The sequence below is a fragment of the Halorientalis litorea genome, assembly GCF_023028225.1.
GTDB classification, from domain to species: domain Archaea; phylum Halobacteriota; class Halobacteria; order Halobacteriales; family Haloarculaceae; genus Halorientalis; species Halorientalis litorea.
This window is the reverse complement of sequence record NZ_CP095482.1, coordinates 2,392,824-2,414,939: the sequence shown is the minus strand read 5'-3', so window position 1 is coordinate 2,414,939 and position 22,116 is coordinate 2,392,824. Positions and strand designations below refer to the sequence as shown.

General features: G+C 65.7%; 24 protein-coding genes. 6 read left to right on the top strand and 18 right to left on the bottom strand.

Annotated elements, in window-relative coordinates; all coding sequences use genetic code 11:
- Positions 1-77 precede the first annotated feature (77 nt).
- Positions 78-848, top strand: a complete 771-nt coding sequence (locus tag MUG95_RS12955) for an SDR family NAD(P)-dependent oxidoreductase (protein WP_247008442.1) — start codon at positions 78-80, stop codon at positions 846-848.
- Here the strand turns inward: MUG95_RS12955 and MUG95_RS12950 are convergent.
- The 9 genes from MUG95_RS12950 to MUG95_RS12910 are packed head-to-tail and all read right to left on the bottom strand — an operon-like array spanning position 845 to position 8,834.
- On the bottom strand, positions 845-2,560 hold the full coding sequence (locus MUG95_RS12950; protein ID WP_247008440.1) for a Na(+)/H(+) antiporter subunit D: 1,716 nt from the start codon (positions 2,558-2,560) through the stop codon (positions 845-847). The genes MUG95_RS12955 and MUG95_RS12950 overlap by 4 nt on opposite strands.
- A complete protein-coding gene (locus MUG95_RS12945) occupies positions 2,560-4,314 on the bottom strand; it encodes a proton-conducting transporter transmembrane domain-containing protein (RefSeq protein ID WP_247008438.1) in 1,755 nt (584 codons plus the stop codon). The genes MUG95_RS12950 and MUG95_RS12945 overlap by 1 nt, the downstream gene beginning before the upstream one ends.
- Positions 4,311-5,807: a monovalent cation/H+ antiporter subunit D family protein gene (locus MUG95_RS12940; RefSeq protein ID WP_247008436.1), complete on the bottom strand. Its 1,497-nt coding sequence runs from the start codon at positions 5,805-5,807 to the stop codon at positions 4,311-4,313. The genes MUG95_RS12945 and MUG95_RS12940 overlap by 4 nt, the downstream gene beginning before the upstream one ends.
- Positions 5,800-6,156: a cation:proton antiporter subunit C gene (locus MUG95_RS12935; protein WP_247008434.1), complete on the bottom strand. Its 357-nt coding sequence runs from the start codon at positions 6,154-6,156 to the stop codon at positions 5,800-5,802. The genes MUG95_RS12940 and MUG95_RS12935 overlap by 8 nt, the downstream gene beginning before the upstream one ends.
- A complete protein-coding gene (locus MUG95_RS12930) occupies positions 6,153-6,641 on the bottom strand; it encodes an MnhB domain-containing protein (RefSeq protein ID WP_247008432.1) in 489 nt (162 codons plus the stop codon). The genes MUG95_RS12935 and MUG95_RS12930 overlap by 4 nt, the downstream gene beginning before the upstream one ends.
- On the bottom strand, positions 6,638-7,174 hold the full coding sequence (locus tag MUG95_RS12925; protein WP_247008424.1) for a DUF4040 domain-containing protein: 537 nt from the start codon (positions 7,172-7,174) through the stop codon (positions 6,638-6,640). The genes MUG95_RS12930 and MUG95_RS12925 overlap by 4 nt, the downstream gene beginning before the upstream one ends.
- Positions 7,174-7,488: a monovalent cation/H(+) antiporter subunit G gene (mnhG, locus tag MUG95_RS12920; RefSeq protein WP_247010492.1), complete on the bottom strand. Its 315-nt coding sequence runs from the start codon at positions 7,486-7,488 to the stop codon at positions 7,174-7,176. Before mnhG ends, MUG95_RS12925 begins: the two co-directional genes overlap by 1 nt.
- Before the next feature lie 3 nt (positions 7,489-7,491).
- Complete coding sequence (locus MUG95_RS12915; RefSeq protein ID WP_247008421.1) at positions 7,492-7,767, bottom strand: monovalent cation/H+ antiporter complex subunit F; 276 nt, start codon at positions 7,765-7,767, stop codon at positions 7,492-7,494.
- A complete protein-coding gene (locus tag MUG95_RS12910) occupies positions 7,764-8,834 on the bottom strand; it encodes a monovalent cation/H+ antiporter subunit E (RefSeq protein ID WP_247008419.1) in 1,071 nt (356 codons plus the stop codon). The genes MUG95_RS12915 and MUG95_RS12910 overlap by 4 nt, the downstream gene beginning before the upstream one ends.
- 420 nt (positions 8,835-9,254) lie before the next feature.
- On the opposite strand from MUG95_RS12910, the gene MUG95_RS12905 reads away from it, so the two are divergent.
- From MUG95_RS12905 to MUG95_RS12895, 3 genes are all read left to right on the top strand, one after another.
- The gene (locus MUG95_RS12905; RefSeq protein WP_247008417.1) at positions 9,255-9,776 is read left to right on the top strand and encodes a type IV pilin domain-containing protein; all 522 of its coding nucleotides are present in this window, start codon (positions 9,255-9,257) and stop codon (positions 9,774-9,776) included.
- Between the two features lie 152 nt (positions 9,777-9,928).
- Complete coding sequence (locus tag MUG95_RS12900; protein ID WP_247008415.1) at positions 9,929-10,477, top strand: type IV pilin domain-containing protein; 549 nt, start codon at positions 9,929-9,931, stop codon at positions 10,475-10,477.
- Between the two features lie 154 nt (positions 10,478-10,631).
- Entirely contained in the window at positions 10,632-11,192 is a 561-nt protein-coding gene (locus MUG95_RS12895) for a type IV pilin domain-containing protein (protein WP_256463854.1), read from the top strand.
- A gap of 130 nt (positions 11,193-11,322) precedes the next feature.
- On the opposite strand, the gene MUG95_RS12890 is transcribed toward MUG95_RS12895, so the two are convergent.
- Positions 11,323-11,913 (bottom strand): DUF7110 family protein, encoded by a 591-nt coding sequence (locus MUG95_RS12890; RefSeq protein WP_247008411.1) that lies wholly within the window; start codon positions 11,911-11,913, stop codon positions 11,323-11,325.
- A 215-nt stretch (positions 11,914-12,128) separates the two neighbouring features.
- Between MUG95_RS12890 and MUG95_RS12885 the strand changes: the two genes are divergently transcribed.
- Together MUG95_RS12885 and MUG95_RS12880 are read left to right on the top strand one after the other, a co-directional pair.
- Entirely contained in the window at positions 12,129-13,163 is a 1,035-nt protein-coding gene (locus MUG95_RS12885) for an NAD(P)/FAD-dependent oxidoreductase (protein ID WP_247008409.1), read from the top strand.
- 47 nt (positions 13,164-13,210) lie between these two features.
- Complete coding sequence (locus MUG95_RS12880; protein WP_247008407.1) at positions 13,211-14,671, top strand: amidase; 1,461 nt, start codon at positions 13,211-13,213, stop codon at positions 14,669-14,671.
- A gap of 57 nt (positions 14,672-14,728) precedes the next feature.
- Here MUG95_RS12880 and MUG95_RS12875 read toward each other — a convergent pair whose 3' ends face one another.
- The 8 genes from MUG95_RS12875 to MUG95_RS12840 form a co-directional block, all read right to left on the bottom strand.
- Positions 14,729-15,667 (bottom strand): ferritin family protein, encoded by a 939-nt coding sequence (locus MUG95_RS12875; protein WP_247008405.1) that lies wholly within the window; start codon positions 15,665-15,667, stop codon positions 14,729-14,731.
- 115 nt (positions 15,668-15,782) lie between these two features.
- The gene (locus MUG95_RS12870) at positions 15,783-16,502 is read right to left on the bottom strand and encodes an ATP-binding cassette domain-containing protein (protein ID WP_247008402.1); all 720 of its coding nucleotides are present in this window, start codon (positions 16,500-16,502) and stop codon (positions 15,783-15,785) included.
- Positions 16,503-16,504: 2 nt separating this feature from the next.
- On the bottom strand, positions 16,505-17,575 hold the full coding sequence (locus tag MUG95_RS12865; RefSeq protein ID WP_247008400.1) for an ABC transporter permease: 1,071 nt from the start codon (positions 17,573-17,575) through the stop codon (positions 16,505-16,507).
- Between the two features lie 54 nt (positions 17,576-17,629).
- Positions 17,630-18,787, bottom strand: a complete 1,158-nt coding sequence (locus MUG95_RS12860) for a hypothetical protein (RefSeq protein WP_247008398.1) — start codon at positions 18,785-18,787, stop codon at positions 17,630-17,632.
- A gap of 122 nt (positions 18,788-18,909) precedes the next feature.
- Positions 18,910-20,595 (bottom strand): AMP-binding protein, encoded by a 1,686-nt coding sequence (locus tag MUG95_RS12855; protein ID WP_247008396.1) that lies wholly within the window; start codon positions 20,593-20,595, stop codon positions 18,910-18,912.
- 133 nt (positions 20,596-20,728) lie between these two features.
- The gene (locus tag MUG95_RS12850) at positions 20,729-20,983 is read right to left on the bottom strand and encodes a DUF6199 family natural product biosynthesis protein (RefSeq protein WP_247008394.1); all 255 of its coding nucleotides are present in this window, start codon (positions 20,981-20,983) and stop codon (positions 20,729-20,731) included.
- 68 nt (positions 20,984-21,051) lie between these two features.
- Positions 21,052-21,372: a 2Fe-2S iron-sulfur cluster-binding protein gene (locus MUG95_RS12845; RefSeq protein ID WP_247008392.1), complete on the bottom strand. Its 321-nt coding sequence runs from the start codon at positions 21,370-21,372 to the stop codon at positions 21,052-21,054.
- Between the two features lie 45 nt (positions 21,373-21,417).
- Positions 21,418-22,116 carry a type 1 glutamine amidotransferase gene (locus MUG95_RS12840; protein WP_247008382.1) on the bottom strand — a complete coding sequence of 233 codons (699 nt, stop codon included), beginning with the start codon at positions 22,114-22,116 and terminating at the stop codon, positions 21,418-21,420.

The following is a 22,116-nucleotide window of genomic DNA, read 5'->3' as shown; positions in this document are numbered from 1 at the left end:
AAAACGTAGTGTGTGGGCACACTTGCTCCGACGGCGGCGACCCAACGAATTTCCCGGTGGCCTCCGTGGGCAGTGCCATGCTGGAAGAGGTCACCACGTTCGTCACCGGCGCGAGCCAAGGTATCGGGCGGGAAATCGCACTCACGATGGCCGACTACGGCGCGAACGTCGCGCTCGCGGCCCGGGGCGAGGGCATCTACGAGACGGCCGCGGACATCGGGGACGACGACCGGACGCTCGCCGTCGAGACGGACGTGACCGACGAGGAGAGCGTCGCCGCAGCCATCGAGGCCACGGCGGAGTCGTTCGGCGGCCTCGACTGTCTCGTCAACAACGCCGGTATCGCCGGCCCGGTGGACCCCTACGACCGGGTGGAGGAGGCCGACTGGGAGCAGGTGCTGAACGTGAACCTCACCGGCGCGTGGCGGTGTGTCAAGCACGCCGGCCCCTACCTCCGTGAGAGCGACCGCGGGAGCGTCGTCAACATCGGCTCTATCGGCGGGAAGCGACCGTACCCGAACCGGACACCCTACGCCGCCTCGAAGATGGGACTCGTGGGGTTGACGCGGACGCTGGCCTACGAACTCGGCCGCGACGACGTGACGGTCAACGTCGTCCAACCCGGACCCGTAGCGGGCGACCGTATCGAGGACGCCATCGCGGCACAGGCGGAGTTGGCGAGCGTCGAGAACGCCGAACCCGCCAGCATCGGAGACGACGACTTCGCGCTCCCGGACTACCTCATCCAGCCAGAAGACGTGGCCGAACAGGTGGCGTACCTCGCCGGGCCACACGCCCGCAAGATAACGGGACAGGAGATAGCCGTCGACGCCGGCGGCACCTACTAGAGGACCAACACCAGCGCGAGTGCCAGCGCGGCGGTCACCAGCAACACCGAGGTGCCGATGTCGGCTTCGAGGTCGACACGGTCGGTTCCCACGAGGTCACCGACGGCCCGCCCCGGGTCGCTGACGGCGGCGACGACGCCGCGGGAGGCCCGGACGACGAGGCGGTCCGTCGCGGCGAACGTCTCGGTGGTCACGAACACCACGGCACGCGTCGCGTAGAACGTGAGCGGGTTGTAGAGGCTATCGATGTCGGGGACGCGCCCGACGAGGGAGAGCGGCGACTTCAGCAGGACGAAGCCGACGACGCCAGTGGCCGCCAGCGCGACGCCCTCGATGAGGTGGCCGGTGGTGAACGCGGTAAATTTGAAACTCCCCGGGACGATGGCGTACAGCGCGCCGGGCGCGACGCCGTAGACGACACACAGGCCCGCCACAGTGACCATTGCGACGCTCTGTCCGAGGTTGGCGTCCCGGACCTCGCCGTCGTACTCGCCGTGGTAGAAGGCGTAGTAGCCCAGTTTGATGAACGAGAGGAAGGTGCCAACGCCCCCCGCGAGCAGGAGGTACCACAGCACGTCGATGTGTTCCTTGTGGGCCGCCGAGATGACCATCGTCTTGGAGACGAAGCCGTTGAACCCCGGGAAGCCCGCGATGGAGAGCGCGGCGACGGTGAACGTGACGGCCGTCAGCGGCATCTTCCGGCCGAGGCCGCCGACCTTCTTCAGGCTCTCCTCGCCGGTGCGATAGATGACGACGCCGACGGTCATGAACAGCAGGCTCTTGTAGAGGATGTGGTTGAACACGTGCCCGAACGCGCCCGCCGTCGCCAGCGCGGTACCAATGCCGACGCCCGCGACCATGTAGCCCACCTGTGACTGGATGTGATAGGAGAGCAGGCGGCGCATGTCGTTCTGGAGGAGTGCCATCCCCGCGCCGAAGAGAGCCATCAGCCCCCCCATGTACGCGATGGCGAGTTGGCCCTCGGGGAAGACACGGTACATGCCGTAGACGCCCGTCTTGGTCGTGAACACGCAGAGGAAGACGCTGGCGGCCACGTGCGGGCGCGGGTACGTGTCCGGGAGCCACGCGTGCAGGCCGACGAAGCCGACGTTGACCCCGATACCGATGGCCGCCAGCACGGGGGCGACGACGCCGGCCATCCCCGTGGCGTCGGCGAACAGCACCGACCCGACTTCGGCGTAGTGCCAGACGACGGCCCCGAGCAGGAGCGTCCCGCCGACGCCGTGGAGCAGGGCGTAGCGGAACGCCGCCCGAACCGCCCGGCCGCCGTAGTGCCACACCAGCAGCGTCGAGGTGACGGCCATCAGCTCCCAGAAGAAGACGAGTGTGAGCCAGTCGCCGCCGAACACCGCACCGAGGCTGGTACCGACGTAGCCCAGCGCGAAGGCCGTCTGAGCGGCCTCGGCCTCGCTGGCCCACGAGTACAGCACCGCCACCGCACCGATGAACCCGAAGATGAGGCCCATCAGCCGCGAGAACGCGTCGACGTTGAACAGCACGGCGTCGAAGCCAAAGAGCAGCGTCGGCAGGTGCGCGCCCTCGGGGACGAGGAGGACGTAGGGGACGACGGCGGCTGTAGCGAGGATGCCGAGCGCGTGCCCGACGCGCCGCCCGACGAACGGCAGGAGGAGCGCGGCGACGACGACGGGCACGAACGGCGGCACGACGGCCGGGAGCGTCGCCTCGACCATCAGACGCTCACCCCCGTCACGAGCGAGACGACGAGACGGACGATGCGTAGGAACACCGCCGCGTCGGGGACGATGCCGAGGACGACAGAGCCAGCGGCCGCGAAGCAGATGGGTGCGAGCATGAACCACGTGGACTCGTCACCGCGCCAGCCGCGAGGGTCCCAGTCGCCACCGTGTTCGTGCTCGTCGAGGTGGTCCTGTCCCGCGTGGTCGTCGGCGAAGCCGTGTTCGACGTGGGCGTCGGTCGGGTCCTCGCCCGGAGCCCCACCGTCGGGTCGCGGGCCACCGTCACCGCCCGCCGCGGTACCGCCGTCCGTAGCGGCGTTGCCCCGGCCGAACCACCCGCCGGGCGGTCCTTCGAGGAGCGGTTTCCGGTCGGCCGTCCCCGGCGACTCGAAGAAGGCGGTGTAGACGACGGGCCAGAAGTACGCGATGTTGAGGACGCCCGAGACGAGTAACGCGGCGGCGAATATCGTCCCCCCGGCCGAGACGGCCCCCACGAGCAGGAAGTACTTGCTGACGAACCCCGCCACGAGCGGGATGCCGGCCATCCCGGCCGCCGCGACGGCGAACGCGCCCATCGTCAGCGGCATCCGCTTCCCGATACCGGCCATGTTGCTGATGTCGTCGGTGTGCGTCTCGACGTGGATGGCCCCCGCACAGAAGAACAGCGTGAGTTTCATGAACGCGTGTGCGGGGATGTGGAGCAAGCCGCCGACCAGCGCGAGTGCCACCGCCCGGTCGGAGACGCCGGCGGTCCCCGCGGCAACCGCACCGACGGCGAGGCCGAGGACGATGTAGGAGAGTTGACTCACCGTCGAGAACGCGAGCCGGCGTTTGAGGTTGTCCTGCCTGAGTGCGATGACGCTGGCGGCGGTCAGGGTGAAGGCCGCGAGCGCGGCCAGCGGCAGGCCCATCCCCAGCTCGCCGGTGAGGTTCGGGCCGAACACCTCCAAGACGACGCGGGCGATGCCGAACACGCCGGACTTGACGACGGCGACGGCGTGGAGCAGCCCCGAGACGGGCGTCGGAGCGACCATCGCGTCCGGAAGCCACGAGTGAACGGGCATCAGACCCGCCTTGACCCCGAACCCGGCCGCCAAGAGGGCGAACGCCGCGCGGGCGAGCGTCGGGTCCGCAGTCGCGAGGGCCGCGATGCCGCCCGGTGCGAACGTCGTCGTCCCCGTCAGCCAGAACACCAAGACAGCCCCGGCGAAGACGGCGACGCCGCCGCCGAAGGTGTACGCGAGGTACTTCCGTCCGGCGGCGCGGGCCTCGTCAGTCTCGTCGTGAGCGACCAGCGGGTAGGTCGCGACGGTCAGCAGTTCGTAGAACACGAACAGGACGATGAGGTTGGCCGCGAAGGCGACGCCGACGGCCGAGGCGAGACTGGCGGCGAAGGCCGCGAAGTAGCGCGTCTGTGCGTGTTCCGAGAGGCCCCGCATGTAGCCGATGGAGTAGAAACTCGTCACCAGCCACAGGAGGCTGGCGAGCAGACCGAAGAGGAGGCCGAGCGCGTCGGCCCGCAGCACGAAGCGGATACCGGGGAGGAAGGTACCGAAGTCGGTGACGTAGGCGTTCCCGGCCAGCACGGCGGGCACCATGCTCGCGACGATGCCGAGTTTCGTCACGGCCGCCAGTATCGTCCACAGCTCCCGGAGGTTGGGCCGCCCGTGAGAGGCGAGAATGAGCGGGATTGCGACTACCGAAACCAGTACTGCCAGTGCCGGTCTGAGGGAGACGATGTCGGTCATGAGAGGAGTGCCTGAACCGTCGGTTCGAGCAACTGTCCGTACTGTGCGACTGCGAGGCCGAGGACGACGGCCAGCAGGGCGGCCGCCACGACGGCGGCGTACATCCCCAGCGAGACGCGCCCCCCGTCCGTGACGACGGCGGCCTCGGCCTCCGCGCTAGCCTCGGACGCCGCCGCCGGGGCCGGGTCACGGAAGTACATCCGCTCGACGAGACGCGCGAAGTACGCGAGCGTCAGCAGCGTCGAGAGGAGGATGACCGCCGCGAGCGGCCACAGTTGCCCCTCGACGGCCCCCAGCGCGATGTACCACTTGCCCATGAACCCGACGGCCGGCGGGACGCCGACCATGGCGAACGCGAGGACAGCGAACGCCGCCGACGCGACGGGCATCCGCTCGCCGAGGCCGTCGTAGCCGTCGAGGGTTCGCCCGCCGGACCCCGTGCCGATGAGGCCGGCGGTGAGGAACAGACCGCCCTTCATTACGGCGTGGCCGAACAGGTGGACGGCCGCACCCACGAGTGCCGTGCCGTTCGTCACGGCGAGGGCACCGAGGACGAGGCCGAACTGCGACACCGAGGAGTACGCGAGCATCCGCTTGATTTCGGACTGGGCCACCGCGAGGACGCTCCCGGCGACGATGCTCACCATCGCGCCCGCGGCCAGCAGGTCACGGGCGAGAGGGTTCGCCGCGAGGAACGAAGGGGTGAACACGTCGAGGACGACGCGGACGAGTGCGTACGCGCTGACCGTCGAGACTAGCGCGGAGATGAGGCCGCTGACGCTGTCCGGCGCGCCGGCGTAGGCCTCCGGTTGCCACGTGTGCAGGGGGAAGACGGCCACCTTGATGAACAGGCCAATCACGACGAACGCGAACGCCGTCTGGACCAGCGTCGAGGTGTAGCCGACATCGGCGAGTTTCACCGCGAGGTCGGCCATGTTGAGCGTCCCCGTCGCGATGTAGGCGTAGCCGACGCCGAGCAGGAACAGCGAGGCACCGACGGTGCCCACGATGAGGTACTTGAGCGCGGCGACGGCCGACCGCCCGGAGTCCCCGCTGGCGACCAGCGCGTAGGCGGTCAGCCCCACGATTTCGAGGAAGACGTACATGTTGAACACGTCTCCGGTCAGGCACATGCCGCTCAGCCCCGCCACGAGCAGGAGGTACGTGGCGTAGAAGGGGTTCGAGCGCGGTCCGGCCTGTCGCGCGTACGCGAGGACACCCAACCCGACGACGGCGACGAGGACGAGCATCGACGCCGAGAGGCCGTCGACGACCAGTTCGATGCCGAACGGCACCTCGAACCCGCCGACGACGTACCGAATCGTGCCGGTCGTGAACGCCCTGACCGCGAGGACGCCCGCGATGGCGGTCTGAAGGCCCATCGCGGCGAGCGCGACGTACCACCCGGTCCCCGAGCGGGCGATACCGACGAGCAGTGCCGCGACAGAGAAGGCGATGGGCGCGGCGACGAGGAACGGCAGGAGGTCACTCATCGGCACGCACCTCCGCCAGTACGTCGGTTTCGAGGGTGCCGTACTCGCTGTAGATGCGGACGACGAGCGCCAGCGCGACGGCGGTGAGGCTCACCCCGACGACGATTGCCGTCAGGATGAGGACGTGCGGAAGCGGGCTGACGTACGGCCCCGGTTGCGAGAGGACGGGGTTGGTCGCCCCGTCGAGGAACGCCGCGGCGATGAAAAACAGGAAGATGCCCGTCTGGAAGATGTTCATGCCGATGATCTTCTTGACGAGGTTGCGGTCGGAGATCATCATGTACGCACCGATACCGAGCAGGAGGAACGTCGCCACGTAGTAGAGGTGGTTGTCGAGGAACGGTATCACAGCAATCCCCCCTCACGGTCGGTCTCGTCGTCGTCCTGTGTGACGCCGGCGGCGATGGCGAAGAACAGGCCGACGACGATGCCCGAGACGATGACGCCGATGGCGAGTTCGACGAACTCGATGCCGTACTTGCTCGCCTTCGTGATGGGCAACACCGGGTAGTCGAGGAACGCGCCGCCGAGGGCGACGGTGCCCATCCCGACGAGCAGGAAGGCACCGACGCCGACGCCGACCACCGCGACGACGGCCGCGGGGTCGAGCCACTCCCGGACGGGTTCGATGCCGAAGGCGATGCCCAGCATCAGGATGACGGTGCTGACGATGACGCCCCCTTGGAACCCACCGCCCGCGGAGTCGGCCCCGTGGAACATGATGTAGAGACCGAACGTGAACACGAACGGCGCGACGACCCGGACCGTCGCCATGATGATTGGACTCTCGACGTAGAGGCGACGCTCCCGGCCGTCCTCCGGGTCGGTACTCATTCGAACACCTCCTTGTTCAACACGACGAGCAGGCCGACGCCCGCCGCGAACACCACCACGGCCTCGCCGAGCGTGTCGAACCCACGGTAGGCCGCGAGCACAGCGGTCACGGCGTTCTTGACGCCCGCCTCTTTGTAGGCGTTTTCGAGGTAGTACTCCGTGACCTCCGACGTGGCCACGGGTGTCGCGTCGCTGCCGACCGGCGGGAGTGCCCCCAGCGTCGTCAACAACACACCGACCAGCAGGGCGGCCACCGCGAGACCCTTCGGGTCGGGGGAGACCAGAAGGCGGTCGCCCGACGGCCGCACCGTCTTCGCGATGGTCAGCAGGAACAGGACCGTCGTCACGCCGGCACCGACCGCGGCCTCGGTCAGGCCCACGTCGGGGGCACGGAGGACGACCCAGATGATGGAGATGCCGAGGCTGTAAGCGGCGAAGGCGATGATGGCCCCGAGCACGTCCCGGAGGACCGCCGTCGCCAGCGCGCAGGCCAACACCAGACTGAGGAGCGTGAGAGCGAGGGGGTCGACCATCAGTCGTCACCCCCCTCGGTCGTCCACGGTTCGATGTCTTGGTCCGCGGCGGCGCGAGCGATGGCGTGTGCAGCCGTGGGGTTCGTGATGAACAGGAACACCAGTAGGAGAACGGTCTTGACGGTCGGCAGTTGTGCGTTCAGGACGAGCGCGACGGCGGCGAGCGAGAAACCCGCACCGAGGGTGTCGGTCTTCGAGGCGGCGTGGGTCCGGGTGTAGAGGTCCGGCAGGCGGACGATACCGACCGCCGCGACCAGTCCGAAGAACACGCCGCCGGCCAGCAACGCGACGACGGCGATTTCGAGGGGCGTCACCATTTACAGCACACCTCCGCGCTCGACGGTGAACTTCGAGATAGCGATGCTCATCAGGAAGTTCAGCAGGGCGTAAATCAGCGCGATGTCGAGGATACCGGCGTTGTCCGTCGCCGCGGCGACCAGCGCGATGATGACGACAGTGTTCGTCCCGACGACGTTGACGGCGATGACCCGGTCCTGCATCGTCGGCCCGCGGACGATGCGGTAGACGATGACCACCGAGAGGAGGACGAACGCCGCGACGGCGACCCACAGCGCGTCGGTCACGAGCGTCATTCGGCGGTCCCTCCGTCGGTCTCTGCGGGGGTACCAGCGGTCCCGTCGGCGGCCCCTTGCTCGACACCTTCCCCGCGCTCACGGGGACTCGGGATGTCGGCCGGCCCGCGGCCGTAGAAGACGAACCGGACGGCACGCTCTAACCCACCGGCGAACAGGTCCTCGCGGGCACCGTCCGTCAGCGTGTGGACGGTGAAGTGCCGGCGCGTCACGTCGACGGTGAGCGTCCCCGGGGTCAGCGTGATGGAGTTCGCGAGCGTCGTCACCGGCAATTCCGACCAGACGGCCGCGTCGAACTCCACCATCTTCGGGTCGATGGGGAGGTTCGGGTGCAACACCACGTAGGCGATGGCGACGTTCGCCTTGACGATTTCCCACAGGAGGTAGGGGACGTACAGCCCCATTCGGGCGACGCGGCCCAGCAGCGTCGCGGGCCGCGTCGGCCCAGTCAGCGACACGCGCCAGAGGAGCGTCGCCACGACGGCGGCACTGATGGCACCCGTCACGAGTTCGAAGACGGCGAGTGACCCGCTGACGAGGAGGTAAAACGCAAACGAAAGGCCTGCGAGGAGCAGGTACTGGCCGAGGCCGCCGGGGCGAACGAGACGCGGGCGGCGGGTCTGTCGTTCCACCGGTGCCTCTGAAATCGTCAGTCCGGCGCGTTCGAGTTCCGCCTCCAGTGGCGGGAGGAGGGGCGTCGCACCGGTCGGGTTGAACTCGGGGTCCAGCAGGACGGTATCGAGATCCTGCTCGCGCGCGTATGACTCGATAGCATCGGCGTAATCGCCCGGCCCGAACAGGTACTGGTCGGCACCGACGACCGTTGTCTCGATGTCCACGGCCCCCTCGTCATCGCCGAGGTCCTCGCGGGCCCAGACGGTGACCCGTTCGAGGAACTCCGTCGCGGTGGCATCCTCGCCCGACCTGAGTCGGCGGGCGAGCGGATAGACGAAGTGGACCACCGGCTCGGCGTCCGGGGAGTCCTGTGCCCGGCGGACGGCGTGCGCGACCGTGTTTCGGATGGTCACCGATTCGCTCACCGGTACCACGAACCGGCCAGTCGTCATCCTGTCTCACCCGGCCGCCGAGCCAGAATCGACACCGCCTCCAACGGCGTCCCGGGCAGACGAGTTGTGGCCGCAGTCATACTCTCTCGTCTTTGTTGGGTCGGAGCAAGGCCATTTTGCTTTCGGTACGGGGTCGACCACGGTTTCCCCGGGAGAGATACCGACAGATAGGGGGGTCCTTCTCGCAGTATCAGATTTGCAAATTGGTTGCGGTATTAATCTCATATCGTATTCCCGTATTGCGGTTAACGGGCCAATACACCAGTAAACACTGATTAAAATAGAGCGAGGGTTTATATTCAGGCGCGCACTCGCTCTACTAAGCACGCCCTACAACCGACCGGACCAGAACTGCGGCGTTCCGTGGTCGGTGGCGTCGCCCGCACGGCCCGCGGGCGAGCGTGTGACCCCACCCCAACCATGCAACTGAAACAACTATTCGACGACGACAACGCGGTGAGCCCGGTCATCGGGGTCATCCTGATGGTCGCGATTACCGTCATCCTCGCGGCAGTCATAGCAACGTTCGTACTCGGCCTCGGTGAGCAGGTGAGTTCGACGACGCCGACGGCGAGTTTCACGACCGAGTTCAGCAAGCTCAGCGGACAGAGTAGCGGGAATTTGACGATTACCCACGACGGCGGTTCCACAATCGCGGCTGGCGAGGTGTTCATCCGCGGGCAGAACGGCTCGAACGGCGGGAACGACATCTCGAACTACAACACGGCGTGGTCACACTTCACCAACGCCAGCAGTCCGTACCCGAGTGGGAACTTCAAATCGGCAGGGACGAACAGCACGTCCATCGGTGGAGAGACGGCAATCGGTGCCGGTGACTTCCTCCGGTTCCCCGTCGGTTCGGACGCGGAACTCCGCATCATCTACGACGGTGGCGACGGACAGACGTCCACGCTAGCGACGTTCAGCGGCCCCGACGCGTAAGCAGTCTTTACGCTTTTTTCCGACCGTAAACGCACCATTAGCACGCCCCGTCTTGCGATTCGGTGGGGGTGTTAATGACCACATACAAACTGTCGTTTCAGCGACCGTGCTGACCCAAATTTATAAGTACACCTCCATATTAACGGTTAGCCATGCAGGTGCGAGAACTGCTTACAGACGACGACGCAGTCAGTCCGGTCATCGGGGTCATCCTGATGGTCGCAATTACCGTCATCCTGGCGGCCGTCATCGCCTCCTTCGTGCTGGGGCTGGGGAACACACAGAGTGCCACACCGACTGTCAGCTTCAACACTGACTATACGGAATTCAACGACGACGAGGGTAATCTAACCGTTACCCATGACAGTGGTGAAACCGTCCTCGCAAGCGAGGTTTACGTCCGGGGGCAGAACGGCTCCAACGGTGGTAATTCCGTCACGAGTTGGAACACTCCGTGGATTGCGTTTGCTAACAGTACTAACTCACGGCCGGCAACCGAGCCAAGCGGGACCTACGGCGACACACCCGGTCTCCGCTACAAAGCGACCAACAGCTCGGATGTCTCGGGCGAACCCGCTGTCTCGTCCGGTGACTTCCTCCGGTTCCCTGTCGGCTCCAACGCCGAGATCGACATCGTCTACGTCCCGGCGGACTCCGGTAACACTGCGACGTTGACCGAGTTCAACGGTCCCGACGCGTAGACAGCGCGCTAATTCCGTTTTTTGTAGTGAATGTAGACCCGATAGCGACAGCACTACCTCGTCTGTTGTCGAAGTAATAGCTACTTAATCAACTATTTACAGCGGTTGTTTTAGTGCAAAGCAATAAGTAAAGTAGGTTTATACTCTATCAACGATGCGAATTCAAAAACTGTTAACCGACGACGATGCAGTCAGTCCGGTCATCGGGGTCATCCTGATGGTCGCAATTACCGTCATCCTGGCGGCCGTCATCGCCTCCTTCGTGCTGGGGCTGGGGAACACACAGAGTGCCACACCGACTGTCAGCTTCAACACTGACTATACCGAAGCAACTAGCGACGACGGGAACCTAACCATCACCCACGACAGTGGTGAAACCGTCCGAGCAAATGAAATCATTATCCGGGGGCAAAATGGTTCTAACGGTGGGAACGCAATCACCAGTTACAACACACCATGGGTCGCGTTCGCCAACGCTTCCGGTTATGCACCCACTGCGAACACTGCTCCCGAGTCACTCTACGCTGATTCGACGGCCAGTCACGCGCGATACGAGGGAACGAACAGCTCGGATATCTCGGGCGAACCCGCTGTCTCGTCCGGTGACTTCATTCGCTTCCCCGTCGGCTCCGACGCCGACCTCGATGTGGTCTACGTCCCAGCTGACGGCGGGTCAACAGCTACCTTGACCGAGTTCACCGGTCCCGACGCGTAGACCAGTAATCACCGCGGTTCACTTTTCATTTTATTCACGGTCGATAGCGACAGCACCGCGGTTCACACAGAGTATCGACGGCGATGTGACTGGGGGTTAGGAGCAACACGGAGCAAGGTCAGCAGAGCAGTTACGAGATGAACTCGTTGTCGCGCCAGTTGACGCCGTTCGCGCCGTCCTCTTCGCGGGGTTCCTCGACGACGTTGACCGACGCCGGGCGGTCCTCACCGTCCACGATGCGGGTCGCCTGCAGTTCGCCGTCCACGGCGACGACTGCGGTCAGCGTCCCCTTCTCGGCGATGCGGGCGATTTCACAGAGTACCTCGAACATCGGGTACTGGAGGGCGGTGTTCTGGAGGACCGTCTCGCGGTCGCCCTTGAAACAGGCGTACTCGACGAGTTCCGATTCGATTTCTTCCTCTTCCTCTTCGAGCGTGCCCCACTGCGGGCCGCCCGGGCCGCCACCGGGACCACCGGGGCCGTCTTCCGGTTCCTCCTCGTACACCCGGTTCTCGGTTATCGAGGCCTTTAGCTGGGCCGTCGGGGTGTACTTGCTCATGCTCTCGTCGGCCGCGACAGCACTGATAATGAGGGTGTTGTTCCGGCGGGTGATGTCGATGTCCTGCATCTCCACCGGGAGATTGGGATTCTCGAAGTGGTCGTACACGTCTTCGAGTGGCAATTCGAGTGTCGAGTGAAGTCTGTATACACGGCTGGTCATTGTTGTGGAGTACTGAGGCCCGGTGACGCCGGTCTGTTCACCCTAATATACGCACCCCTCGCATATATGGGCTGTCCTTCGTGTGACTCGGGGAGAGTTTAGTTCGTGGTAACGTCAGACATACCGGTGTCGCCGCCGGAGTCGGTGCGGAGTGCGGGCGATTACGTCCGGGTTACGGGACAGTTTTAGTGGGCCGAGGCCCTACCCCGGACCACATGAGCGAGCCACAGGAGTACGAAGTCGTCGTCGTCGGCGGTGGCCCCGCGGGGTTGACGGCCGCCCTCTACACGACGCGGTTGGGTCACGACACCGCGATTATCAACCGCGGTGGCGGCCGCGCGGCGATGATGCGGGACACGCACAACGTCATCGGGATTACCGAAGACACGTCGGGTAACGAGTTGCTCCAGACGGCCATCGAGCAGGTGAAGGGCTACGGCGCGGACTACCACCGCGACTTCGTGACCGACGCGGAGCGGTTGGACGACGGCCGCATCCGACTCGAAGCCGGGGACGTGACCGCCGTCACCGACCGGGTGGTGCTCGCAACCGGATTCAGCGACGGCCACCCCGACCCGCCGGTCCCCCGGACGGGGCGGGGCCTCCACTACTGCCTGCACTGTGACGCCTACATGTTCGTCGACGAGTCGGTGTACGTGATGGGCCACGGCGACAGCACCGCACACGTCGCCATGATAATGCTCAACTTCACCGACGAGGTGGACGTGCTGTTGGACGGCGACGACCCGACGTGGAGCGACGAAACCGACGAACTCGTGCGCGCACACCCGGTCGATATCGTCGAGGAAGAGGTTACCGGCGTGGAGAACGGGGAGGACGGATGGCTCAACGCACTGGAGTTCGCCGACGGGACCCGCCGGGAGTACCGCGGCGGCTTCGCCATGTACGGCGCGGAGTACAACACCGACCTCGCCGAGCAATTGGGCGTCGAGGTGAACGACGACGGCACCGTCGCCGTCGACGACCACGGCAACACCAGCGAGGACGGCGTCTACGCCGTCGGCGACATCGTGCCCGGCCACAACCAGATTCCGGTCGCGATGGGGCAAGGCGCGAAGGCGGGCATCGACATCCACTACGACCTCCGGACTTTCCCGATGTCCGTGGACGAAATCGAGGCACGCGATGGTATCGACGCGACGGACACGCCTGCCGTCTCGGACGAACTCCGGGCGCACGCGGCGGCCCACCGCGGCGAGGACGGCGGCGAGGCGACGGCCGACGACTGACGGGCACGGCTCAATCTTTTTGTTTCCGCCACTGTTGTCCCGAGAACATGGTCGAAGAGAACTTCGAGTCCGCGACAGCCCTCGCGGCCGCCGTGCGGGCGGGCGATGTCTCACCCGTCGAGTTGGTCGAGCAGTATCTGGACCGCATCGAACGGCGTGACGACAACCTGAACGCCTACGTCACCGTCCTCGGCGAGCGGGCGCGCGAGCAGGCACGGGAGGCCGAACGGGCAGTCGAGACCGGCGACGAGTTGGGGCCGCTCCACGGCGTGCCCGTCGCCATCAAGGACCTTCATCAGCCAATCGAGGGCGTCCCCAACACGATGGGGCTGAAGCCGCTGGCGGACAACGTCGCCGAGGAGACGGGACTCATTGTCGAGCGACTCGAAGCGGCCGGTGCTATCGTCCTCGGGACGACGAACACGCCCGAGATGGGGCACACGATGCGGACGTACAACGAACTCGTCGGCCCGACGGCGACGCCGTTCGACCCCGAGGGCGAACGCAACGCCGGCGGGTCCTCGGGCGGGTCCGCGGCGGCACTCGCGGACGGCCTCTGCGCGCTGGCCACCGGGTCCGACGTTGGCGGGTCACTTCGGATTCCGGCGGCCTGCTGTGGCGTCGTCTCGGTCAAACCGACGTTCGGGTTGGTGCCCAAGGACAACCGCCCCGACGCGTTCAGTTCGGCGACGCCGGTGGGCGTCCTCGGTCCGCTCGCCCGGACCGTCGAGGACGCCGCGCTGATGCTCTCGGTGGTCGCGGGCCACGACGACGCCGACCCGTTCAGCGTCCAGACGCCCGACCACGACTACGTGTCCGCGACCGACGGCGACGCGACCGACTACAGCGTGGCCTACACGCCGGACCTCGACACGTTCCCGGTGGCCGAGTCCGTCCGCTCGGTCTGCCGAGCGGCCGTCGACGCGCTGGACGGCGCGGGTGCGACTGTCACGGACACCGACGTCGACGCACCGCCGAAAGGAGACCTGAACTTCGCCTACGGGACGACGGCGACGCCCCTGTTCGCCGCTCGCGCCGAGTGGTTGGACGAGGCCTACGACGTGGACGTGACCGGCGACGACGCCGACGACCTCTCCAGTACGTTCGTCCGGACCGTCCAGATGGGGCAGGGCCACGACACCGTGGACTACCTCCGGGCCAACGAGACGCGGACCACGCTGTACGACGCCGTCGAGGCCGTGCTGGAGGGCCACGACGTGCTGGCGATGCCCGCGACGGCGACGCCGCCGCTCACCCACGACGAACCCTATCCGACGGAGATAGACGGCGAGGCGACGGGCGGCCTCCCGATGGACTGGGGGCTGGCGTGGCCGTTCAACATGACCGGCCACCCCGTCGTGACCGTTCCGGCGGGCCTGACCGACGACGGCCTCCCGGTCGGATTACAACTCGTTGGGAAGCGGTACGGCGAAGCCGACCTGCTGGCCGTCGCGAGCGCGCTCGAAGCCGAGCGTCCGTGGGCCGACACCTACCCCGGGACCGAGTAATCACACGGAGAGTCACGCGTCGCTCGCGAGCAGGCACCAAAGAAGGGGCGCGTGGCGTCAGTCGGCGGCGGCCGTCTCGTCGCTGTCGTCGAGTTTGACGAGGTCGTCGACACCGGGAATCTCTGCCTCGGCGTCGGTGATGATTTCGATGCGGCGGGTCAGTTTGTCCCGGGCGTAGTTGACCAGCGGCACGGGGTTGATGTTCTCCTCGAAGTCGCTCACCGTCCCGGCGATGTGGGGCATCAGGTCCTGCAGTACCTCTTGGACCACGGACTCGTCGACTTCGCCGCGCTGGACGTAGCCCCGCACTTTCTGCATCCCGAAGCCGACGTGGCGGCCCTCGTCGGAGCGAATCTTGCTGATACCGTTGACCAAGCCATCGGAGTCGGGCCAGTCACCGAGCGCGATATCGTCGGCCCCTCGGTCGCTGAACGAGGACGTGATGCCGTAGTACCCCGTCTGTGCCAGCACGCTCTCGACGCCGAGGTGGTAGTGGCAGTACGCGCGAACGCGGTTCTCGGGCGTGTCCTCCTCCAGCAGTCGTTCCATCGCCGCTTCCGTCTTGTCGAAGACGGCGATGTAGTCGTCGTTGAAGTATCGCTGGTCCGTCGGGTCCGTCACTTCGAGTCCACACTCCTCGGCGACGGGGTTGAACACTTCGCGCCAGTAGCGGTCGAAGAACTGGGTGTGTTTCGCCTCCTCGTAAATCTGGCTGGAGATGAACATCTGGTCGTTGATGTCCTCCAGAACCAGTGCCAGCGGCATCAGGTCCTCCGTCACCGCTTCCTCCCCCGCACCGAACCGCGCGACGGACGTCCGCGTCTCCTCCATCTCGCTCTCGGTCGGGTCGTACTCTATCATCCGCTCTCGGTCCTGCTCCAACCCCTCGATGTCGTACGGGTCCCAGTGCCGATAGACGGCGTTTTTGAAATAGCCCTGCGCGAACGAGTCCGGGTCGAGCCGCATGTCGCGGCTCGCGTCCTCAACCTGTGTCATGGTAATCCATTACAATAACACGGAGAGTTACAGGTTACAACTTCCCCCAAATATTTCCGGTTGTTTATAACCACTACTGTCCGAGTCGTTCGGACCCGTCGCCTCGGGTCCCCGCTCAGGCCGTCCCGGACTCGCGCGCACGGACGGTGGCGAGGTACAGTTCGTGGAGGCTGCCGTACTGGCCGGTGTCGATGCGGTCCGCCGGCGCGTCGAGTACCACGTCGCCGTCGTAGAGGACCGTCAATCGGTCGAGATACGGTTCGAAGTCGTCGAGGTGGTGTGTCGAGACCAAGATTGCGTTGCCCTCGTCGCGGTAGGCCGCCAGAAACTCCAGCAGTATCTCCTTGGACACGTCGTCGAGGTCACCGAGCGGTTCGTCCAGCAGCACGACCGACGGCCGGTCGAGCAACGCGAGCGCGAGGTCGAGTTTCTTCGCGAAGCCACCCGAGAGGTCGCCAGCAGGGCGGTCGAGGACACGGTCCAGTCGGAGGGTCTCGACGAGACGGTCCTGCCACTCCTCGTCGTCCGCACCGGAGAGTGCGGCGAACACGGAGAGGTTCTCCGCGACGGTGAGGTGTCGGTAGAAGTTCGCCCGCTGGAATCCACAGCCGATGCCGTCGGCGGGCCGCGAGACGGTACCCGACGTGGCGTTGGTCAACCCGAGGACGACCTGAAAGAGCGTTGTCTTGCCGGACCCGTTCGGGCCGACCAGACAGTGGAACGTTCCCGCCTCCACGGCGAGGTCGACGCCCGACAGTGCCGTGACGCCGCCGTAGGTCTTTTCGAGGTTGTGAAGTTCGAGCGGTGCGCGGTCCGGGGACATCTCTGCAGTCATACTCAGGCGGTCCGTTTGTAGTGTTCGATGGCCAGTTTCAGCGCGAGCAGCGACGCGAGCGTGAACCCGCCGAGGAGGAGGAACCGGTCGGCAAAGAGCGAGGCGTCGACCTGCTTGAGCGTCAGACTCCGGGACGCGACCATCGAGTGGTGGAGCGGAATCGACCGCGCGAGTTCCTTCCGGAGCGGCGAGAAGAAGCCGACGGGGTAGACGAGACTGGAGAAAGTGATCGACCCGAACAGGAGGGCGACGTTGCAGAACCGCCCGAGCGCGCTGAAGTCTGTGAGAACCATCACCGCCGCGCTGATGGCCGCGAGGTAGACGAACGTCAGCAGGAAGACGGCGATAGCACTGGGTGACAACACGGCCACCGAGTATCCGAGCGCGTTCGCCGCCGCCGCGAACGCGCCGATGGGGACCAGCAACAGCATCGCGTGGTAGAGTATCTTGGTCGCTATCACGGCGTCCAACGAGGTAGAGACGAGTACACGCTCCAACACGTCGCTCTCCCGGGCGAGGTTGTACGGGAAGTAGGTGAACGCGAACAGGAGGACCATCCCCATCATGAACACCGGGACGAGAAACTCCGAGAGTGTCCGCTCGGCCCCGACGACGGTCCGCTCCACCCGGATGTCGGCGGGGAGGTTCTGGTTCAGACGCGGTTCCATGATGTTGCGGATGGCGATGGAGGGGTCCCCGAACGGAACCATCCCCCCGTCGATTGCGAGCGTGAACGTCGCATCCGTCGTCGACTCGTCCAAGATGCCGGGCGGGACGACCAACACGGCGTACACCTCTTCGCGCCTGAGTGCCCGCATCGCGCGCTCCTCGCTCTCGTATCGCTCGGGGGCCGAGAAGAGGGCGGCACCACCCTCGATGATGTCGAGGCCGTCCGCCGACACGTCGTCGGTTTCCGGGACGATGGCGATGGGCGTGTCCTCGGGAACGACGGTCTGGAAGATGACCGTCGTGTACGCAAAGAAGGCCGGGAGGAGGAGCAACAGCAGGACGAGCGTGAGGATTCGGTGCCGACTCCAGAGGAGTTCTTTCCTGAACAGCGACGGGAGACTCATCGCGGGTACGAAAACGGTCGGCAGGTGGGGACTTGAGGCTGGCGTTCGTGTCGGTCAGCCTGCCGCTTCGGTCGCCGTCTCGCTTCCGGACGCGCTCCCTGACGTGCTGGCGGACGCCGACCCGGAGAACGCACCGGAGCGCGCTTCGGCGGCCGCCTCGAAGGTGTCGACGAGCGTGCTGGCTTCCATCTGGAAGGTCATAGTGACGGCCGTCCCGTCCTGTTCGACGGTCACGTTGTCCAGCAGTGCCGCCGTCTCGTCGGCACGGGTCAGCTGCTTGCCCGTGGCGATGCCGCCGTCGGTAATCGACTGGAGGTCGTCCGCGTCGCTCTCACTCCCCGTGGTCATGCGGGCCACCATGCCGATGTCCTCGCCCTCGGTGTAGTAGGACCCGGCGACCACCTCGACGTTCCGGACGGCACTGAACTGTTCGGCGGCTCCCATCCCGGAGTCTGGAATCCGCTCGGACGGGACGGTGGCCGCGAACCGGAGGTAGCCGTCGTCGCGGGTACTGTCGTACTCGCTCCGGAGTTGGCCGCCGAACGACTCCAGCGCGCCGCGGTCGGTGTCGATTGCGTCTCTGGTCGCGTTTTCCGTGCCGAGGACGTACCGGCCGTCAGCGAGGACGCCGACCCACAGCGGTGGGCTGTCGTCACGGAGGTACTCCGGCACGTCGGACTGGTCGTCCTGCTGTTCGACGTAGACCGTGTAGCCCTCGTACTCTCTGGTCTCGAACTCCGTGTCCGAAAACTCGTCGACGAACTCGTCTTCGCCCCACTCCGAGTCGACGACGAGGCCGAAGTAGCCCGACTCCGAGAGTTCGCCGGCCACCGAGGAGTCGTCGGTCCGGTTCGGGTACTGCCCGTAGAAGACGACTTGGTTCAACCCGTCGGCACTGAGGTTCGTCTCGCCGGTGGTCTCGTTGAGTAACGCCTCGTAGTCGTCCGGCCCGTCGTAGAACTCGTTGTTCTCCTTCGAGATGTCGATGAGGCCGTTCGCGACCGTCGCCGTCGTCTGGTCCGTCGCGACGGCGGTGTCGAAGTAGACGACTGCGTCGACACCCTCCGGGACCGACTCCGCGGCGTCCGGACCGCCGACGCCGGCGAACCCGTCCGTCGCGACGTAGGCCGCCGCGGTGCCGCCACCGACGACGACGAGGCCCGCGACCAGCAGTTGTACCTTGCTCGCCGCCAACGCCTCCGCTATCGCCATCCCGACACCTCCCGGACCGGAACCTGTGTCGTACTACCGAACTGTCGCCGCGTGGAGGACTGGTTGTAACGCATACACTCCGTGGCCGTTCGACCCTGAAAGGGTTTTCTCTCCGGAGTGGCCTACTCGTGGCGTTCTTTGAGTGCTTGCTTGTCCGTCTTGCCAACGTCGGTCAGCGGAATCTCGTCGAGGATGTGGACTTCCTCCGGCATGGCCTGCTTGGGGACCTTGCCGTCGAGGTGGTCACGAACGTCGGCCTCGGTCAGGTCGCCGTCGTAGTCGGCCTCCTCCTCGACGTAGATGACGACGATTTCGCTCCCGGGCCGGTCCGGGTCCGGGGCACCGACGGTCGCCGGGCGGTGGATGCCCGGATGCGAGAACAGCACCTCGTCGACTTCCTCGGAGTAGACCTTCAGCCCCGAGACGTTTATCATGTTCTTCACCCGATCGACGATGTAGAACCGCCCCATCGGGTCGATTTTGGCCACGTCGCCCGTGGCGACGAAGCCCTCGTCGTCGAACGGGTCCTTGTCGTCGTCGAGGTAGCCCTTCATCCGCTGGGGGCCGTTGAGCAGCATCTCGCCCTCACGCTCCTCCTCGATGGCTTCCTGTAGGGGAATCTCTTCGCCCGACTCGACGTCGACGAGTTTTACCTCGGTGTCCGGGGCCGGAACGCCAATGGTGGGCATGTCGAAGCCCTGTTCGCGAGTGTCCTTGCCCAGCAGCATGTCCTGCAGCCCGCGGACGTTGAAGTGTGTGATGGGGGACATCTCCGAGAGCCCGTAGCCCTGCGAGACGCCCTTAGACTTCTCCTCGAACTTCTCTTTGGTCTCGCTGGCCAGCGGTGCGGACCCGGAGAGGCCGATAACGTCCTGTTCGAGGTCCTCGTTGACGATTTCCATGAACTGCGTCGGGACGCCCATCATCACGAGCGGTTCGTGGTCCTCGATGAGGCTCGTCATCATCTCCGTGTCACGGGCGTCCGGGACCAGCAGGATTTCGAGACCGAGTTCGATGAGCGAGTGCTGGACGGAGTAGCCGTAGGCGTGGTACAGCGGCAGTGCCAACACCGCCGTCTCGCTCCCGCGCATCATGTCCGCCATCCGTGACTGGACGGCGTTGCCCTGCAGGGCGTTCGCCACGAGGTTCCGGTGGGTCAACTGACAGCCCTTCGGGAGGCCTGTCGTCCCGCCCGTGAACAGTACGGTGTGAACGTCTTCGGCCACGTCGAACTCGACATCCGGCGGGTCCGGGTCGGTGTTCTCGATGACTTCGGGGAGCCACTCGACCCCCGCCACGTCGTCGTGGTCGGGCGTGTCGTCGCTGTAGTCTTCGATGTCGGTGAGGATAACGTCGGAGAGGCCGAGTTCCTCCTTGAGCGACATCACGAGGTCACGGTGTTTGTTCTGCCCGATGAGTACCTCCGGGTCACCGGTTTCGAGTCGGTACTTCAGGTCCTCTTCCGCGTCGAGGAAGTCGTTGGGGATGTGTTCGCCACCGGCCCGCGAAATCGCGTTTTCGGCGACGATGAACTGAGCCGAAGTCGGTAGAATAGTCGCAACACGGCTCCCTTTCTCGACACCGCGCTCCCGGAGTGCCGTCGCGAGACTGTCCACGTGGTCGGCCAGTTCGGGATACTCGTACTTCTGGCCGAGTTGCACGAGCCCCTGGTCGGGGTAGGACTCGGCAGCGTCGTAGAGGAACTGGTGAACTGGCTGGTCTGGATACGGTTCGAGTGTCTCTGGCACCCCAAACGAGTCGTACTCCCGGAACCACGGTTTGTCCGGAATCTCGGATACGTCAGACATCTATATCTCACCTCATTTTCTACCGTGATAAATCCGTCCGCGTTCATTTACGGGAGTTAAAAACAGTCAGAACCCGCCGGTACTTCCGGGGGCGCGATTGAGACCCTAGACGGGACGCGGTGACCGTGGGGAATCACCCAACCACGCCGGTCACGTCGAGGACGACGGCGAGGGCGGCGAACAGGACGAGTACGCCACAGATACGGTACGCTGTCACGGCCCAGTCAGCAGGTTCGACATCGCGGTGGTTGCGCGTGCTACCGATGGCGTCCATCTGCTCGTTGAACTTTGCGACGCTGTACGGTCGTGCCACCATGAGACCGCCGACGAGACTGAGGAGGAGTATCGGGACCGCCCAGAGGAGGCCGCCTGCGGGTGACGCGAGCATGCGCGTTTCCACTACGTAGATAGACATAACGATGGTGGTCACCGGCACACGAAGCGGCGGGACGCGCGTCAGTCGTCGGCGGCCGTGGCGTCGCGGGCGTCGTCCTCGATGCTCGGCGGGTACGACCCCCTATCGAGCACCAAGTCGGACTGGGGGCGGGCCATGCAGGTGAGCGCGTACTGCTCTTTCTCGGCGTCGGTCAGTCCGTGCGCTGCGGGCTGTACTACGTCGCCCTCCAGAATCTCCGCCGAGCAGGCGAGACACATCCCGACGCGACAGGAGTACTCCTGTGCGATGCCCTCGTCGATACACCGGCGCAGGATGGTCTCGGTGTCGGAGACGGTGATGGTCTCCCCCGTCCCAGCGAACTCCACCGTGTAGTCTGTCATGGCCGGTGGTTGCGGGGGCCTCGGCAAAACTCTTTACAACGGGTATCAGGGGGTGGCCCGCTCGGCCTGGACCGTCCGGACGAACCCGAGGAAGTTGTCGAACAACTGCTTGACCTCACAGGCGGCCGCGTAGTTCTCGGCCGTGATGCCGTCGAGGACGCGCTGAATCCGCTCGTCCGGGAGTTCGTCTTTCCCGCGTGTCACGGCCTCTGCGGTGTCCGTGTCGTACTCGGGGTGGAACTGGACGGCGAAGACGCGCCCCTTGCGGAACCCGTGGATGCCGTACTCGTTCCGGGCGAAGACCGTCGCGCCGGGCGGAGCCTCGACCACGCGGTCGCTGTGGGTCGTGAACACGGTAAAGTCGTCGTCGATGCCGTCGAGCAGGCGGTTCCGACCGTCCTGTTCGACGGTACGGTAGCCGAGTTCGTACTCGCCCATCGCCTCGACGCGGCCGCCGAGGATGTCCGCGAGGAGTTGGTGCCCGTAGCACACGCCGAGACCGGGGATGCCCGCCTCGACGGCGGCCCCGACCCACGTCTTGAGGTTGCCGATCCACTCGCGTTCCCAGTAGACCGACGCGCTGGACCCCGTGACGACGAAACCGTCGTACTGGAAGGTCTCGGGTACCTCGCCCTCGGGGCAGTTGAACTCCACGAGGTCGGCGTCGAGTTCCCGCCGGAAGTTCCGCCGGGTGTCCGCCGCCTTGTGGGCCGCGTTCAGCAGGGCGAGGCGTGGCCGGTCCAT